At 58.9% G+C, this 16,189-nt stretch carries 12 protein-coding genes; 6 read left to right on the forward strand and 6 right to left on the reverse strand.

Annotated elements, in window-relative coordinates:
- The first annotated feature begins 234 nt into the window (after positions 1-234).
- The 3 genes from AO242_RS19580 to AO242_RS19590 all read left to right on the forward strand — a co-directional run bounded on the left by AO242_RS19580 (position 235) and on the right by AO242_RS19590 (position 5,067).
- A complete protein-coding gene (locus AO242_RS19580; RefSeq protein ID WP_231667537.1) occupies positions 235-690 on the forward strand; it encodes a MarR family winged helix-turn-helix transcriptional regulator in 456 nt (151 codons plus the stop codon).
- Positions 691-1,003: 313 nt separating this feature from the next.
- Positions 1,004-1,507, forward strand: a complete 504-nt coding sequence (locus AO242_RS19585; RefSeq protein WP_099270027.1) for a (2Fe-2S)-binding protein — start codon at positions 1,004-1,006, stop codon at positions 1,505-1,507.
- The gene (locus AO242_RS19590) at positions 1,504-5,067 is read left to right on the forward strand and encodes a molybdopterin cofactor-binding domain-containing protein (protein ID WP_099270028.1); all 3,564 of its coding nucleotides are present in this window, start codon (positions 1,504-1,506) and stop codon (positions 5,065-5,067) included. Before AO242_RS19585 ends, AO242_RS19590 begins: the two co-directional genes overlap by 4 nt.
- Before the next feature lie 112 nt (positions 5,068-5,179).
- Here the strand turns inward: AO242_RS19590 and AO242_RS19595 are convergent, their stop codons facing one another.
- Together AO242_RS19595 and pssA are read right to left on the reverse strand one after the other, a co-directional pair.
- Positions 5,180-5,818, reverse strand: a complete 639-nt coding sequence (locus AO242_RS19595) for a TetR/AcrR family transcriptional regulator (RefSeq protein ID WP_099270029.1) — start codon at positions 5,816-5,818, stop codon at positions 5,180-5,182.
- A gap of 18 nt (positions 5,819-5,836) precedes the next feature.
- Entirely contained in the window at positions 5,837-7,180 is a 1,344-nt protein-coding gene (gene pssA, locus AO242_RS19600) for a CDP-diacylglycerol--serine O-phosphatidyltransferase (RefSeq protein WP_099270030.1), read from the reverse strand.
- Positions 7,181-7,437: 257 nt separating this feature from the next.
- Here pssA and AO242_RS19605 point away from each other — a divergent pair, with 257 nt between their 5' ends.
- Complete coding sequence (locus tag AO242_RS19605) at positions 7,438-9,615, forward strand: TonB-dependent receptor (protein WP_099270031.1); 2,178 nt, start codon at positions 7,438-7,440, stop codon at positions 9,613-9,615.
- 179 nt (positions 9,616-9,794) lie between these two features.
- Here the strand turns inward: AO242_RS19605 and AO242_RS19610 are convergent, their stop codons facing one another.
- Genes AO242_RS19610 through glcD form a run of 4 tightly spaced genes read right to left on the reverse strand, consistent with a single transcriptional unit; the run spans position 9,795 to position 14,039 of the window.
- Positions 9,795-10,202 carry a heme-binding protein gene (locus AO242_RS19610; RefSeq protein WP_099270032.1) on the reverse strand — a complete coding sequence of 136 codons (408 nt, stop codon included), beginning with the start codon at positions 10,200-10,202 and terminating at the stop codon, positions 9,795-9,797.
- Positions 10,203-10,234: 32 nt separating this feature from the next.
- Positions 10,235-11,461 carry a glycolate oxidase subunit GlcF gene (gene glcF, locus AO242_RS19615; RefSeq protein WP_099270033.1) on the reverse strand — a complete coding sequence of 409 codons (1,227 nt, stop codon included), beginning with the start codon at positions 11,459-11,461 and terminating at the stop codon, positions 10,235-10,237.
- 2 nt (positions 11,462-11,463) lie between these two features.
- Positions 11,464-12,540 (reverse strand): glycolate oxidase subunit GlcE, encoded by a 1,077-nt coding sequence (gene glcE, locus AO242_RS19620; protein WP_099270034.1) that lies wholly within the window; start codon positions 12,538-12,540, stop codon positions 11,464-11,466.
- Positions 12,540-14,039 carry a glycolate oxidase subunit GlcD gene (gene glcD, locus AO242_RS19625; protein ID WP_099270035.1) on the reverse strand — a complete coding sequence of 500 codons (1,500 nt, stop codon included), beginning with the start codon at positions 14,037-14,039 and terminating at the stop codon, positions 12,540-12,542. Before glcD ends, glcE begins: the two co-directional genes overlap by 1 nt.
- A gap of 199 nt (positions 14,040-14,238) precedes the next feature.
- Here glcD and maiA point away from each other — a divergent pair, with 199 nt between their 5' ends.
- Both maiA and hppD read left to right on the forward strand, forming a co-directional pair.
- On the forward strand, positions 14,239-14,877 hold the full coding sequence (gene maiA / locus AO242_RS19630) for a maleylacetoacetate isomerase (RefSeq protein WP_099270045.1): 639 nt from the start codon (positions 14,239-14,241) through the stop codon (positions 14,875-14,877).
- 143 nt (positions 14,878-15,020) lie between these two features.
- Positions 15,021-16,109: a 4-hydroxyphenylpyruvate dioxygenase gene (hppD, locus tag AO242_RS19635; RefSeq protein WP_087266222.1), complete on the forward strand. Its 1,089-nt coding sequence runs from the start codon at positions 15,021-15,023 to the stop codon at positions 16,107-16,109.
- Positions 16,110-16,189: the final 80 nt, after the last annotated feature.

The following is a 16,189-nucleotide window of genomic DNA, read 5'->3' on the forward strand; positions in this document are numbered from 1 at the left end:
CTTGTCGCCAATAGCTATGGAGCAGCAGGCGGCTTGATCACCGTAATCGGTGTCCGGAAAAACTTGACCAGAACAGGCTTGCCCGCGATAAGGACACTGAGGTTTGTCATGAGACCGTGTGGCCCTCATCGCGGGCAAGCCTCGCTCCCACATGAGCCTGCACTCTCTAAGATTTTCTAATTCCGCGTCCACAGGTTAACGTAACCCTCTTTTCCTCCTGCCCCGAGCCATGCCGTGCCCGATCCAACACCAGACACCCAGAACAATTACACCTTCTCCGAACAGGTCGGCCACTTGCTGCGCAAGGCCTATCAGCGGCATATGGCTATTTTTCAGCAGAACGTCGGCGACTCCCAGCTAACCGCTGTGCAGTTTGTCACCCTGTGCGCCGTGCGTGATCGCGGTCCCAGTTCCCTGACTGAACTGGTCAAGGCGACGGCGGTGGATCAGGCCACGATTCGCGGGATCGTCGAGCGCCTGAAAGCGCGTGATCTGATTACCCTGCAGCCCGATCCCGAGGACCGTCGCAAGGTCATCGTTGGCCTGTCCGACAGTGGTCGGCAACTGGTCCAGGAAACCGTGCCTCACGCCGCGCAAATCACCGAGCTGACCATGAGCAACCTCAACCCCGCAGAGCGCGTGGCGGTGCTGTTTCTGCTGCGCAAGATGATTGGGGATGGGGAGGAATAATTGCTGATGACCGTGTTCCCGGACATCTTTCGGTCAACCGTAAACGTCCTGGCTAACGCGTAACCGTAGGACCGGCTTTAGCCGGGAGGGGGCAGGGACATTCGCTGAGTATTCTTCGCCAGAAATAATGTCCTCCCGGCTAAAGCCGGTCCTACGGATTTATCTGCTTGCTCGCGTCAGCGCTGCGTCAGGCACACAGGGCGATCTCCTGCAGGAATCATTCTGTCTCGTCACTGGCACGCTTCCTGCTCTCATTTCATGAAGTAAACACTTCATCAAATACCCTGGGTGGTCTCGGGGTAACGGAGCAGGCATGAGTGAGCAAGCGCTGGCGCTGGAAAAGACCATGACGCTCAAGGTCAATGGGCAGACCGCTGAGGTCACGGCCATGGCCGATACGCCGTTGTTACTGGTGTTACGCAATGACCTGCACCTCAACGGCCCCAAATATGGCTGCGGCCTTGGCGAGTGCGGTGCTTGTACGGTGATCATCGATGGTCTCGCAGCGCGCTCATGCGTGTTTCCGGTGAGTGGCGCTCAAGGTCGGGAGATCACCACGCTGGAAGGCATCGGCAGTCGCGAGTGTCCGCATCCGGTGCAACAGGCGTTCATTGATGAGCAGGCCGCGCAATGCGGCTATTGCATGAACGGCATGATCATGACCGCCAAAGCCCTGCTTGATCGCATCCCCAACCCCAGCGAAGCACAGATTCGTAACGAGCTGTCTGCAAACCTCTGCCGTTGCGGCACCCACATTGAAATCCTCCGTGCGGTGCTGCGTGCCGCCCGCCAGAAGTCTGAACGGACGTTGTCATGACCCAGACCTTGCTGACTCGCGATCAACTCATGAGCAAGACCGGCGTTCTGCTGATCGTCGATAACATCCAGCCGCCGTCCGGTCCTGTCGCCAAAGGTGGCGTGCCAGTCGTCAAGCCCATGGAGCTGGCGCTGTTCATCGCCATCACTGATGAGGGTCAGGTCTACGCGTTCAACGGGCACGTGGATTTGGGCACCGGGATACGCACCTCGCTGGCACAGATCGTTGCCGAGGAGCTGGATGTTGAACCGGGTCAGGTCAGCATGATTCTCGGCGACACCGCCAGCGCGCCCAATCAAGGGGCGACCATTGCCAGCGCCACGTTGCAGATATCCGCTATTCCACTGCGCAACGCCGCTGCCGAGGCCCGGCGTTTTCTGCTACAGCGCGCCGCTGAGCGCATGGAGGTGGCGCTTGAGACGCTGGTCATCAATGCGGGAGTCATCATCGCGGCTGATGGCCGTCAGCTGAGCTTTGCCGAGCTGGTGGCGGGTGAGCATGTCGAGCTGAGCATCACCGGTACTGCGCCGCTCAAGCCGGTCGAGGACTACCGAATCGTCGGCAAAGACGCCGCCCGGGTGGATATTCCCGCCAAAGCCACTGGCGAACTGACCTACGTGCATGACATGCGATTGCCTGACATGCTCCACGGCCGGGTCGTGCGTCCGCCTTACGCCGGGCTCGACAGCGGCGACTTCGTCGGCAACAGCCTGCTGGAAGTCGATGAGTCTTCCATTGCGCACATTCCGGGCATTGTTCGCGTGGTGGTGATTCGCGATTTCGTCGGCGTGGTGGCCTTGCGCGAAGAGCAGGCAGCCAAGGCGGCGCAGGCACTGAAAGTCACCTGGAAGGCCTGGAACCACAAATTGCCGGACATGAGCGACGTTGCCCAGGCGATTCGTGATAACCCCAGCGTGCAGCGCGTGGTGCTGGACAAGGGCGACATTGAAACTGCCCTTGATCAGGCCAGCCAGCGCATGCCGCGCACTTACCTGTGGCCTTATCAGATTCATGGCTCCATCGGCCCATCCTGCGGCCTGGCGGATTATCACGAGGAAGGTATTCGGGTCTGGTCCGGTACTCAGAACCCGCATTTGCTGCGCGCTGATCTGGCCTGGCTGCTGGAGTGTCCGGAAGAACGCATCGAAATCATCCGCATGGAAGCAGCCGGTTGCTACGGGCGTAACTGCGCCGATGATGTGTGCGCCGATGCCGTATTGCTCTCTCGGGCGGTGGGCTTGCCGGTGCGGGTGCAACTGACCCGCGAGCAGGAGCATGTCTGGGAGCCCAAAGGCACCGCGCAGTTGATGGAAGTCGATGGCGGCGTCAACGCTGATGGCAGCGTCGCCGGTTACGACTTTGCCAGCAGTTACCCGTCCAACGGAGCGCCAACCCTGGCGCTGTTACTCACCGGGCGGGTTGAACCGGTGGCAGCGATGTTCGAGATGGGCGACCGCACCTCGATCCCGCCGTATGATTTCGAGCACATGCGGGTCACCATCAATGACATGTCGCCCATCGTCCGGGCCTCGTGGATGCGCGGCGTGTCGGCATTGCCCAATACCTTCGCCCACGAGTCCTATATCGATGAGTTGGCGTTCGCTGCCGGGGTCGATCCGGTGGAATATCGCCTGCGTTACCTGCATGACGAACGCGCCGCCGAACTGGTCCGGGCCACGGCCGCGCGCGCCGAATGGACGCCGCGTACCGAGCCGATGCAGACCCCGGAGCAGGACAACGTATTGCGGGGCCGTGGCTTCGCTTACGCGCGTTACATTCACAGCAAGTTCCCCGGCTTTGGCGCGGCATGGGCCGCCTGGGTCGCGGATGTGGCGGTGGACAAGCTGACCGGCGATGTTTCGGTAACCCGCGTGGTCATCGGCCATGACGCGGGCATGATGATCAACCCGGCAGGCGTCCAGCACCAGATTCACGGCAACGTGATTCAGTCCACCAGCCGGGTGCTCAAGGAGCAGGTGACTTTCGAAGAGTCCACCGTGAGCAGCAAGGAGTGGGGCGGCTATCCGATCCTGACATTCCCGCAGGTGCCGAAAGTCGATGTGCTGATGATGCCGCGCCAGAGCGAGCCTCCTCTGGGGGCCGGGGAGTCGGCTGCCGTGCCCAGTGCGGCGGCTATTGCCAATGCGATCTACGACGCTACCGGGATTCGCTTTCGTGAATTGCCGATCACCGCCGAGCGGGTCCTGGCAGCGATCAAGGGCGCGGGGGAGGAGGCCAACAGCAATCCGCCGCAATCGCCAAAAGCCAAACGCTCGAAATGGTTATTCGGTTCATTGTTCGCGGCGTTCGGCGCGATTCTCGGTGTCGCGGCAACTGCTTTGCCCTGGCGCGCGGAAATCGCCCCGATCACGCCGCCTGCAGCAGGCACCTGGTCAGCGGCAACCCTGGAGCGTGGGCGTTTGCTGGCAGCCGTGGGCGACTGCGCCGTTTGTCACACCGCACCGGGTGGCGCGACCAATGCCGGTGGTCTGGCGATGGATACGCCGTTCGGCACGCTGTACAGCAGCAACATCACTCCAGACCCGAAGACCGGCATTGGCAACTGGTCGTATCCGGCGTTCGAGCGCGCCATGCGCGAGGGCATCAGTCGTGATGGCAAGCATCTGTATCCAGCATTTCCCTACACCGCTTTTCGTAATATCAACGACGCCGACATGCAGGCGCTGTATGCCTACCTGATGGCCCAGGAGCCGGTCAGCCAACCGGCCAGGGCCAATGACATGCAGTTCCCGTTCAACCTGCGCCCGTTGATGGCGGGCTGGAACGCATTGTTCTTGCGCAAGGGCGAAATCCAGGTGCAACCGCAGCAAAGCGCGCAATGGAATCGCGGCGCGTATCTGGTCAACGGCCTGGGACATTGCGCGGCCTGTCATTCGCCGCGCAATGCGTTAGGGGCAGAGAAGGGCGGAGCTTCGTTCCTGGCGGGCGGCATGGTCGATGGCTGGGAAGCGCCAGCATTGAATGGCCTGTCGAAAGCGCCGACGCCATGGACTGAAGACCAGTTGTTCAATTATTTGAGCAGTGGTTATTCCGATGCTCACGGGGTCGCCACCGGACCAATGGGTCCTGTTGTCAGTGAGTTGTCGAAACTGCCCAAGGCTGATATCCGCGCCATGGCGGTGTACCTGACGTCGCTGGACGGTGTGGCGCAAGAGGCTCCGGCTCCGGAAGCGGTTGCGCAGCCGAGCGTTTCGCAGTTGGCGTTAGGCAATGGCAGACGGATTTTCGAGGGCTCATGCCAGGGGTGTCATGCGGATGGAGGCGGCCCGACACTGTTCGGCGTCAGCCCTTCACTGGGCAGCAACACCAACGTGCACAGTGCGCTGCCGGATAACCTGATCAAGGTCATCCTGCAAGGCATCCCCACGCCAGCAACGCCGGATCTGGGTTATATGCCTGGGTTCAAGGACAGCTTGTCCGACACACAGATCAGCGACCTGACCGCCTACCTGCGCAATCGTTTTGCGCCGAACGAAGCGCAGTGGCAGGGCCTGCCGGAGAAAGTCGCGCACTTGAGGGCGAATCCGGGGACGCATTGATTTACAGCCCAAGGTACCGTTCGCTTCGTAGGACCGGCTTTAGCCGGGAGGGGGCCGTATGTTCGCTGCATCTGCTTCGTCAATAACACCGCTCTCCCGGCTAAAGCCGGTCCTACGGGCGTTGCACGCCACGCACTACCAGATCACTGATGAAACGCAGCCAGTCAGCTTGCTCGCTCGGCTGCGCCAGGTCATGGCCGAGGAATGAGGTCAGGGTGTGCTGGTTGGAGTTATAGAAATAACAAAGCGAGGCGATCATCAGATAAACGTGTTTGATATCCAGATCCTTGCGAAACACGCCTTGCTGCTGACCCGCTTCGATGATCGGCCGCAGCACATCGACCGCTTCACCGGACAGCCTGCGTAACTCGCTGGACTGTTTGGCGTGCTTGCCCTTGTGCAGGTTTTCGATGCTCAGGATTGCGACGAATTCCGGATGCTCGACGTAGTAACCCCAGACAAACGCCACCAGTTCGCGCAAGGTCTGCTCGGGTGTAGACGCGTCCAGTTTCAGCAGGCTTTCAGCATGGTTGAACTGCTCGTAGGTGTGTTCCAGCACCCGCACGAAGAGCTTTTCCTTGCTGCCGAAGTAGTAATAAAGCATCCGGTCATTGGACTCGGCCTCGCTGGAAATCTGCTCGATCCGCCCACCGGAATAGCCATCACGCGTGAACACCTTGATCGCCGCCTTGAGGATGCGGGCGCGAGTCTGGTCGGCCTGTTGCGCCCTGACGCCGGTTTTCTTGTTCACGCGCTGGTCCCTTGTCCGTCAGAGGATGCGATAGAGCAAACGCTCGGCACGAACCCTGCTCACCCGCCGCAGAAAGGTGCGCACGGCATCCGGATAATCGTTAAGGGTATCCAGTTCATCGTACTTGCCGACGCGCTGGGTATTACGCATCAAATGCTCGACTTCAGCTTCCCGAGGGGCGATCCACTGACCTTTGGGATCGTCGATCAGCAGACCGTTTTCCAGGTCCAGATTGAACGCACGCGGGTTTAAGTTATTGCCCGTCAGCAAGGTATAACGATCATCGATCCACATGCCTTTGAGGTGGAACGTGTTATCGCCGTCCTTCCACAGATGCAGATTCAGCTTGTGACGAGCGATAGCGTTCTGGTGCTTCTGGGCAAACCGTCGCAGGCTGATCTCGTAGAGATAGGGCAGGGCGGAAATGACTTTAAACGGCTCATCGGCCGGAATGAAAAAGTCGTTGGCGGTCTTGTCGCCGATAATGATGTCCACCGTCACGCCACGCTTGAGTGCGCGATTGATTTCACGCTTGATGGAAAGCGGCACGTTGAAATACGGCGTGCAAATAGTCAGGCGGGTTTTGGCTGCGGCAATCAACTCGACAATCGTGCGGTTCAGGGCATTACGCGGACCAACACCCAGCAGCGGAATCACTCGCAACTCGCCGTTCTCACGCTCGCCCTGATGGGTGTCGTAAGTGGCGCGTTTGAGGTGATTACGGAAAGTGCGAATCTCACTGCGCAAGCTGCGGGACGTCGGCGGCGACGGCAGGTCCAGACGATGCACCGCGTGCGACGGCAGAATCTCGCGCTGCACCATGTCCTGGAATGAGTCTGCCAGCTCTTTGCTGCTCAGAACGTGATAACGATCCAGACGATACTTGTCGAGCTTGTGCAGGTAGACATTGTTGATGCTGGCGCCGCTGTAGATCACGCAGTCATCGATCACGCTGCCTTTCAGATGCAGTACGCCGAACAGCTCACGGGTCTGCACTGGAACGCCATACACCGGCACTTCCTGGTCGTACTCCAGATGTTGCGCCTGATACCAGGCCGCATTACCCAACTGCCGTCCGGCACCGATCAGGCCACGCTGGGCCCTGAACCAGTCCACCAGCACAACCACGTCCAGTTCCGGCCTCGCAGCTTTGGCGGCATACAGCGCATCGAGGATTTCCTGACCGGCTTCATCCTGCTGCAAATACAAGGCGATCACATAGATCCGCCGGGTCGCCGTAGCGATCTTTTCCAGCAGGCAACGACGGTAATCGGCAGCAGAAGGCAGAATCGTGATTGCATCGCCAGGCAGGGTAAACCCGCGTAACGCGGCAAGGGTAGAACGACGGAAGTTGGACCGCATAAGCCTCTCGTGGGGTTAAACCAACAGCCCACGAGCTTACACCGTAGAAGCCGCTTTAGCCGCGAAAGATGTTTCGGCGCTTGACTGAATCCGTTGGTTTTTGAGGCAAAACCCTTCGATTGACATTTTTTTCACAAATAGTCACGAGAGTGATAAACATTCGCAGTCACAACTGGTAGCATTTCGCATCCATACGATGGCGGCCACTTCCAGGTAGGACCCGGATGCCATCCATACCCAAGCCCTCAGGACACATCATGCGCACTTTCGCCCCTCAGCAGGTTCCCTACCGCTTAACCTTGCTTGCTCTCTGCTGTTCGCTCAGCTTCCCTTTACTGGCTGCCGAAGCCACGACGACGCAGTCAGGCACGGTCGTATTGGGGGAAACGGATATCAATGCGCAAAAGACTGACGAGCACGCTCTTCCGCCAGTTTATGCGGGCGGTCAGGTAGCCCGGGGCGGTCAGTTGGGTGTGCTGGGCAATGCTGACATCATGGATGTGCCGTTCACCATGAGCAGCTACACCGAGCAATTGATCGAAGATCAGCAGGCTGAAGACATTGGTGATGTATTGGCTAATGACTCGTCTGTGCGGCAGTCGTTTGGGTTTGGTAACTCTGCCCAGGTGTTTGTGATCCGTGGTCTACCGCTCAACGCTGATGATATTTCCTACAACGGTCTATACGGCGTCTTGCCTCGCCAGATTATTTCTACCGATGCTTTGGAGCGCGTAGAGCTGTTCAAAGGCCCGAATGCATTCATCAATGGTGTGACCCCAACCGGTTCCGGTATCGGCGGCGGCGTCAATCTGCAGCCCAAGCGTGCTCAAGACACTCCGACGCGTCGCTTTACCACAGATATCAGTACGGATGGCCGGATCGGCGAGCATCTTGATCTTGGTCAGCGTTTTGGCGAAGACAATCGCTTTGGTGCCCGCTTGAACCTGGCTCAACGAGAAGGTGAGACCGGGATCGAAGATGAGAAACACCGCAGCAAACTGTTTGCGGTAGGGCTGGATTATCGTGGTGATGATCTTCGCGTGTCCGGTGATTTTGCTTATCAGAAGCAGCGCGTCAACCAAGGGCGTAACACCGTTCGCATCGGAGGTGGGGTAACACAGATACCTGATGCTCCAGACGCAGACACAAACTATTCGCCGTCCTGGTATTCCACAGAGACTGAAGATACTTTCGGCATGTTGCGCGGTGAGTACGATCTCAACGACAACTGGACCCTCTATGCCGCTGGTGGGGCCAAGCATACTCGGGAAGTTGGAACTTACGGCACGCCGGTTCTGAGCGATAACTTCGGTAATGTGTCTATCGGCAGTTCGTTTATTCCCCATGACGAAGACAACGTCTCCGCTATGGCCGGCATTAATGGCAAGCTGCAGACTGGCTCCATCAGCCATAAGGTCAATCTGGGATTGGCGGGGATCTGGGCAGAGCAGCGCAACGCTTTTGATTTTGGCGGCAGCTACACCACCAATATCTACAATCCCGTCTCATCTCCGCAACCTGCCGGAGGCGCATTGGTGGGCGGGGACGTTAATGACCCAGGTATTACGGGTAAAACACGCAACCGCAGCGTTGCTATCTCCGACACTCTGGGCTTTTTTGACGATCGTTTATTGTTGACCGCCGGTTTGCGTCGACAACAACTACGCGTGCAGGGTTATGACTATGACTCGGGTGGACGCAATGCAATCTACGATGAAGCCATTACCACTCCGATATACGGGATCGTGATCAAGCCTTGGGAGCATGTCGCGTTCTATGCTAACCGTATTGAAGGTCTTGCTAAGGGCGATAGTCCTCCGGCAACAGCCACCAACAATGACGCAACTTTTGCACCCGCCCGCTCCAAGCAGCTGGAAGCAGGTGTCAAAGTCGACATGGGCACCTACGGTGCAAGCCTCGGTGTATACCGAATCGAGAAAGTCGCCGATGGTTATCTGCAAGGAAACACTTTTGTCGTCGACGGCAAACAGATCAATCGTGGCGTCGAGACCAATATCTTCGGTGAGCCCGTTGCTGGTCTCCGTCTGATTGCGGGTTTGACGCTGATGGACACCGAACTGAAAAATACCCAGAACGGTACCAATGACGGCAATAACGCAGTGGGCGTTCCGACGTTCCAGTTCAATGCCAGCGCTGACTGGGATATCCCGGGCATTGAAGGTGCGGCCGTGAATGCCCGTATGTTGCGTACCGGTGGTCAGTATGTCGATGCGACCAACAACCTGACGATTCCGACCTGGAACCGTTTTGATCTGGGGGCACGTTACAAATTCAACGTGTCGGAGAAAGACATCACTCTTCGCGCCAACGTTGAAAACGTCGCCAACAAAGACTACTGGGCGTCCTCTTACAACGGCTACCTGGCCCAAGGCGAGCCACGCACCATCAAGTTCTCGGGCACTGTCGATTTTTAAATCGGTCACATACAAAACGGCGGCCAATGGGCCGCCGTTTTTGTATGGGTACCCCCCCCATCCCGTAGGACCGGCTTTAGCCGGGAGAGGGCCCGCACATTCGCTGCACTTGTACGCGCTGGAATATGGTCCTCCCGGCTAAAGCCAGTCCTACGAGTGTACGGCGCTGGAATGCGGGCTTACCCCGCATTCACCGCCGCAACACCCGCTTTTGCCACTTGCGCGTCCTGCGCGGCCTGAACACCCGATACACCGACTGCACCAATTACCTCGCCATCGACGATCACCGGCACGCCGCCCTCCAGCGAGGTGAGTAATGGCGCGGAAAGGAACGCGGTGCGCCCGCCGTTGACCGAGTCTTCGTAGCTTTTCGATTCACGCCGGCCTAAAGCAGCGGTGCGAGCCTTTTCGATGCCGATGTAGCTGCTGATGGGCGAAGCGCCGTCGAGACGCTCGAACCCCAGCAGATGGCCGCCGTCATCAACCACTGCGATGGACACCGGCCAGTTGTTGCTGATGGCGTCCTGGCGAGCTGCGGCAAGAATGTGAGTCACTTCGGTCTGGGTCAACACAGCTTTGGTTTTCATCGAATACTCCACGAGTTGTTGTTAAGGGGCTGTTAAACAATGGGCTGCAAAGCGTCGTCAACCAGTTCGATCCAGTGCCGCACCGGGGTTCGACCTGCTCCGGACAGATGCGTCTGGCAACCGATGTTCGCGGTGGCGATCACGTCCGGTTTGCCGCTTTCCAGCGCGTTCATTTTGTTGTCGCGCAGCTGGCGGGACAGCACCGGTTGCGTGATCGAGTAAGTACCTGCCGAGCCACAGCATAGATGGCTGTCGGGCACTGCGGTCAGATTGAAGCCCAGGCGCAACAATACACTTTCCACCGCACCGCCGAGTTTCTGCGCATGTTGCAAGGTGCAGGGGCAGTGAAAGGCCAGGCGCAGATCGCTGCGAATGCCGAGGTTATCCAGCGGCGCATCGCGCATTACCTCAACCAGATCTTTGGCTAACGCGCTGACCCGCTGCGCTTTGGCGGCATATGCCGGATCGCCGCTGAGCAGATGCCCGTAATCCTTGATGAAAGCGCCACAACCGCTGGCGGTCTGAACGATGGCCTGCGCGCCGTTTTCGATGGCTGGCCACCAGGCGTCGATGTTGTGCCGGGCGCGATCCAGGCCGGCGGCCTGAGCATCCAGATGATAGTCCAGCGCACCACAGCAGCCGGCCTGAGCGATCGGTGTGACGCTGATCCCCAGGCGATCCAGCACCCGCGCCGTGGCGGCGTTGGTATTGGGTGACAAACCGGGTTGCACGCAGCCTTCAAGCATCAGCACTTTGTGCGCGTGCCGTTCGGCTGGACGGGCTTTAGGCTGAACAATGTGGGTCGGCAGTTTTGCCTTCAAGCTGTCCGGCAACAGGGGCCGGAATGTCGTGCCCAATTGCGTCAGCGATTTGAATAGCCCGGCGTTGGGCAGCACATTGCGCAGGCCTTCGCGCAGAGCACGCTGTCCCAGTGAGCGGGGCACAGCGGCGTCTACCACGGCGCGGCCGATGTCCAGCAGATTGTGGTAGTCGACGCCGGACGGGCAGGTGGTTTCGCAGTTCCTGCACGACAGGCAACGGTCCAGATGCAATTGGGTTTTTTCGGTGACTTCGTTGCCTTCCAGCACCTGCTTGATCAGATAGATACGCCCGCGAGGGCCGTCCAGTTCATCACCGAGCAGTTGATAAGTAGGGCAGGTCGCGTTGCAAAATCCGCAGTGCACACAGCTGCGCAGAATGCTTTCGGCTTCTTCGGCGCGGGGCAGTTGTCGAGCGTGGTCGCTCAGGGTGGTCTGCATGATCAGATCTCCGCGTACATCCGCCCCGGATTGAACACTCCGTGGGGATCGAGTTGGGCCTTGAGCTGGCGGTGGTAGCGCAACAGGGGCGCGGACAGCGGCTGGAACGGGCTGTCTTGCAAGCCATGGCTGTAGCAGATGGCATGACCGCCAGCGGCGCTGGCCGTGGCGCGAATGACTGCACCGTCGGCATCGGATTTCAGCCAGCGTTGGGCTCCGGCCCAATCGATCAATTGTTCGCCGGGCACATCCAATACGCCGGTATTGTTGGGCAGTGACAGGCGCCACAACGGTAAACCGCTGGAGAAAAAATCCAGTTGATGTTCGTTCAGTTCATGCCAATAGCTTGGGTCGATGCGTTCGCCGCCCAGCCGCTCATGGGCGGCCGCCACCGAGCCTTCACCGCCTTCCAGACGCAGGCGCAACACGCCACTTTCAAAACTGGCGGCGCTGATGGGTAGAGGCTGCTGACCCCATTCCGCCAGGCGTGCCAAGGCGCGAGCACTGTCCATTTCCAGTGCGATGCTGCTGCACAAGCGTGGTTTGGGCAGGACCTTCAAAGAGACTTCGGTCAGTACACCCAGGCACCCGAAACTGCCCGCCATCAGGCGCGACAGGTCGTAACCGGCGACGTTCTTCATGACCTCGCCGCCAAAGCGCAAATGTTTGCCCAGGCCGGTGATTACCCGGGTACCCAGCACAAAATCCCGTACCGATCCGGACCAGGGACGGCGTGGCCCGGACAGCCCGGACGCGACCATGCCGCCGACAGTGGCCTCGCCAAAATGTGGCGGCTCGCAAGGCAGCATTTGTCCGGCAGCATCCAGCGCTGCACACAGTTCTTGCAGGGGCGTTCCGGCGCGGGCAGTGATCACAAGTTCGGTAGGGTCGTAGCTGACGATGCCGCTGTGTGCTCGCGTATCAAGTATTTCCCCGGCCACTTCGCGTCCGAGAAATGCTTTGCTGTTTCCACCCTGGATTCGCAGCGGTGTCGCCGTTTGCAGGGCCTGATTGACCTGCTCCAGCAGGGCGGCGCCGGCGTCGTTGTCCGGGTGCTGAAGAAGCGGATCGGCAATCATCAGAAGCGCTCCAGTTCAGGGAAGGGCAGCTTGCCCATGTGCACATGCATCGCACCGAATTCAGCACAGCGGTGCAGGGTCGGGATGTTCTTGCCGGGGTTGAGCATGCCGCCGGGATCGAACGCGGCTTTCACGGCATGAAACAAGGTCAGCTCGTCGCTGTTGAACTGGGCACACATCTGATTGATCTTCTCGCGACCCACCCCGTGCTCGCCGGTGATGCTGCCGCCGACTTTCACGCAGAGCTCTAGAATCTTGCCGCCCAGCGCCTCTGCACGCTCCAGTTCGCCGGGCTGGTTGGCATCAAACAGGATCAACGGATGCATGTTGCCGTCACCGGCATGGAATACGTTGGCGACTCGCAGGCCGTACTCCTCGGACAAGGCCGAAATACCCTGCAGCACGCCGGGCAACTCCCGACGCGGGATGGTGCCGTCCATGCAGTAATAATCCGGCGACAGTCGGCCGACTGCCGGGAAGGCATTCTTGCGACCGGCCCAGAAGCGCACGCGCTCGGCTTCATCTTTGGCCTGACGCAGTTCCGTCGCACCGGCCTTGGTCAGCACCTCGCGAACCCGTTCGCAGTCGTCATGCACGTCGGCCTCAACCCCGTCCAGTTCACAGAGCAGAATCGCTTCGGCGTCCACTGGATAACCGGCATGAATGAAGTCTTCAGCGGCACGAATTGCCAGGTTGTCCATCATCTCCAGGCCACCGGGAATAATCCCCGCAGCAATGATGTCAGCCACGGCGCGCCCGGCTTTTTCCACGGAATCGAACGCTGCCAGCAGCACTTTCGCCACCTGAGGTTTGGGCAGCAGCTTGACCGTGACTTCGGTAATGATGCCGAGCATGCCTTCCGAACCGGTGAACAGCGCGAGCAGGTCAAAACCCGGTGAGTCCAGTGCATCGGAACCCAGTGTCAGCTGTTCGCCCTCGACGGTGAGTATTTCCACCTTGAGCAGGTTGTGCACGGTCAGGCCGTATTTCAGGCAGTGCACACCGCCCGCGTTTTCCGCGACGTTGCCGCCGATAGAGCAGGCAATTTGCGACGACGGGTCCGGCGCGTAATACAGCTCGTGAGGGGCAGCTGCCTGGGAAATCGCCAGATTACGCACGCCCGGCTGTACTCGGGCGAGGCGTGCGGCGGGATCAATTTCGAGGATTTTATTGAAGCGCGCCATGACCAGCAGCAAGCCTTTTTCCAGCGGCAGCGCGCCACCTGACAAACCCGTACCCGCGCCGCGAGCGACCACGGGGACGTGGCGCTGGTGACAGATTTTCAGCAGGGTCTGCACTTCTTCAAGGTGCCGGGGCAGGGCCACCAGCATGGGCGTGGTGCGATATGCCGATAACCCGTCGCACTCGTACGGGCGAAGTTCTTCAGGACGATGGAGGATGTCCAGGTCCGGCAACTGGCGTTGCAGCTCAGCCAGCAATTGTTGCTTGTCGACAACCGGCAGCACGCCATCGACGCGTTCGTCGTAGAGGATGTTCATGATGCTTCGTGACCCTGTGTTGTTTTTATAGGGCAGTCTTGGGACATCAGGCAGCTTGCATCATTAAGGGTTCCGGGCCGATCTGTCCATGGTTTCGACTCGGCCTTTAGTCTGAGGCGCGATTGACAGCTGCGGGGTAATCCCGCAATTTACGCATTACGTAAAGCGATTACGAAGAATAATAAAAATGACTCAGCCGCTGGATCTGTTCACCTATTACCGTTCGACATCCAGTTACCGGGTGCGAATTGCGTTGGCGTTGAAAGGTCTGAATTACACCGCGATCCCGGTCAACCTGATGCACGATGGCGGTGAGCATCGCAAACCTGAATACCGGGCGATAAACCCGCAAGGTCGCGTGCCTGCATTGCGCACTGACCATAGCGTCGTCATCACTCAATCTACAGCGATCATCGAATACCTCGAAGAGCGGTATCCGGAGCGCCCGTTGCTGTCTTCGGATATCGAGCTGCGTGCTCGGCAGCGGGCGGTTGCGTCGCTGATCGCCTGTGATATTCATCCACTGCACAACGTGTCGGTACAGAACCACTTGCGCGCGCTGGGGCTTAGCGAACACGAGGTCAGTCACTGGATCGGCCACTGGGTCAGTGAAGGTCTCGCGGCAGTGGAGCGGATGATTGGCGAGCAGGGATACTGTTTTGAGAAGGAACGCCCAAGCGTTGCCGATGTGTATCTGCTGCCGCAAATCTACGCCGCCCGACGCTTTAACGTCGATCTGACGCCGTACCCACGCATCCTGCGGGTTGAAAAGCTTGCACTGGACCATTGGGCATTTCAGGCGGCGCATCCCGATGCGCAACCGGACAAGCCGGAGTAGTCTGTCCTTTATGAAAATTCTTGGCCTGCAACTGATCTTTGGTGATTTCCTGGCGCGTAGCGTGCGCGGCATCCCCTGCGCGCCGCCCGCTGGAAAGTGACGTTGAAAAAACGCTAATTCACTTTCCAGCAAGGAGCCAGACCATGGCTGATTTACACGCCGATTTATATGAAAACCCAATGGGCCTGATGGGCTTTGAGTTCATCGAGTTCGCTTCGCCGACGCCCAATACCCTTGAACCTGTGTTTCAGATCATGGGCTTCACCAAGGTAGCGGTGCATCGCTCCAAAGATGTGGTGCTGTATCGCCAGGGCGACATCAACATCATCCTCAACAATGAACCCAACAGCCCGGCCTCTTACTTTGCCGCCGAGCACGGGCCGTCGGTGTGCGGCATGGCGTTTCGCGTCAAGGACTCTCATCTTGCCTACCAGCGTGCGCTTGACCTTGGCGCTCAGCCGGTGGAAATCGCCACCGGGCCAATGGAACTGCGCCTGCCAGCGATCAAAGGCATTGGCGGTGCGCCGCTGTACCTGATCGACCGCTTTGGCGAAGGCACTTCGATCTATGACATCGATTTCAACTTCATCGAAGGTGTGGATCGTCACCCGGTAGGCGCAGGTCTGAAGTTTATCGATCACCTGACCCATAACGTCTATCGCGGGCGCATGGCGTATTGGGCGAATTTCTACGAGAAGCTGTTCAACTTCCGTGAGATTCGCTACTTCGACATCAAGGGTGAATACACCGGCCTGACCTCCAAGGCCATGACTGCGCCGGACGGCATGATCCGCATTCCGTTGAACGAAGAGTCGTCGAAAGGGGCAGGGCAGATCGAAGAGTTTCTGATGAAGTTCAACGGGGAGGGCATCCAGCACGTGGCGTTCTTCACCGACGACCTGATCAAAAGCTGGGATGCGCTGAAAGCCATCGGCATGCGCTTCATGACCGCACCGCCGGAAACCTACTACGAAATGCTCGAAGGCCGCCTGCCCAATCATGGCGAGCCAGAGGCTGAACTGAAAAGCCGTGGCATTTTGCTGGATGGTTCTTCTGATGGTGGCGAGCGGCGTTTACTGCTGCAGATATTCTCCGAAACCCTGATGGGCCCGGTGTTCTTCGAGTTCATCCAGCGCAAGGGCGATGACGGGTTCGGCGAGGGTAACTTCAAGGCGCTGTTCGAGTCGATCGAGCGCGATCAGATCAAGCGTGGGGTTTTGGCGGTGGAGTAAGGTTAGCTCAGAAGCAGAACTGGAATGCGTTTTAACTGTGAAAGCTTTGCTTGCTTGAGATTGGGTTACCAAGCCATCGC

This window comes from Pseudomonas sp. ICMP 561, assembly GCF_002699985.1.
Classification (GTDB): Bacteria; Pseudomonadota; Gammaproteobacteria; order Pseudomonadales; family Pseudomonadaceae; genus Aquipseudomonas; species Aquipseudomonas quasicaspiana.

Excerpts from the sequence above, each read along its gene's own strand:
- hppD (WP_087266222.1), top strand. The coding sequence starts at position 15,021 with ATGGCTGATTTACACGCCGATTTATATGAAAACCCAATGGGCCTGATG.
- glcD (WP_099270035.1), bottom strand. The coding sequence starts at position 14,039 with ATGAACATCCTCTACGACGAACGCGTCGATGGCGTGCTGCCGGTTGTC.
- AO242_RS19610 (WP_099270032.1), bottom strand. The coding sequence starts at position 10,202 with ATGAAAACCAAAGCTGTGTTGACCCAGACCGAAGTGACTCACATTCTT.
- AO242_RS19585 (WP_099270027.1), top strand. The coding sequence starts at position 1,004 with ATGAGTGAGCAAGCGCTGGCGCTGGAAAAGACCATGACGCTCAAGGTC.
- AO242_RS19590 (WP_099270028.1), top strand. The coding sequence starts at position 1,504 with ATGACCCAGACCTTGCTGACTCGCGATCAACTCATGAGCAAGACCGGC.
- AO242_RS19605 (WP_099270031.1), top strand. The coding sequence starts at position 7,438 with ATGCGCACTTTCGCCCCTCAGCAGGTTCCCTACCGCTTAACCTTGCTT.
- glcE (WP_099270034.1), bottom strand. The coding sequence starts at position 12,540 with ATGATTGCCGATCCGCTTCTTCAGCACCCGGACAACGACGCCGGCGCC.
- glcF (WP_099270033.1), bottom strand. The coding sequence starts at position 11,461 with ATGCAGACCACCCTGAGCGACCACGCTCGACAACTGCCCCGCGCCGAA.
- pssA (WP_099270030.1), bottom strand. The coding sequence starts at position 7,180 with ATGCGGTCCAACTTCCGTCGTTCTACCCTTGCCGCGTTACGCGGGTTT.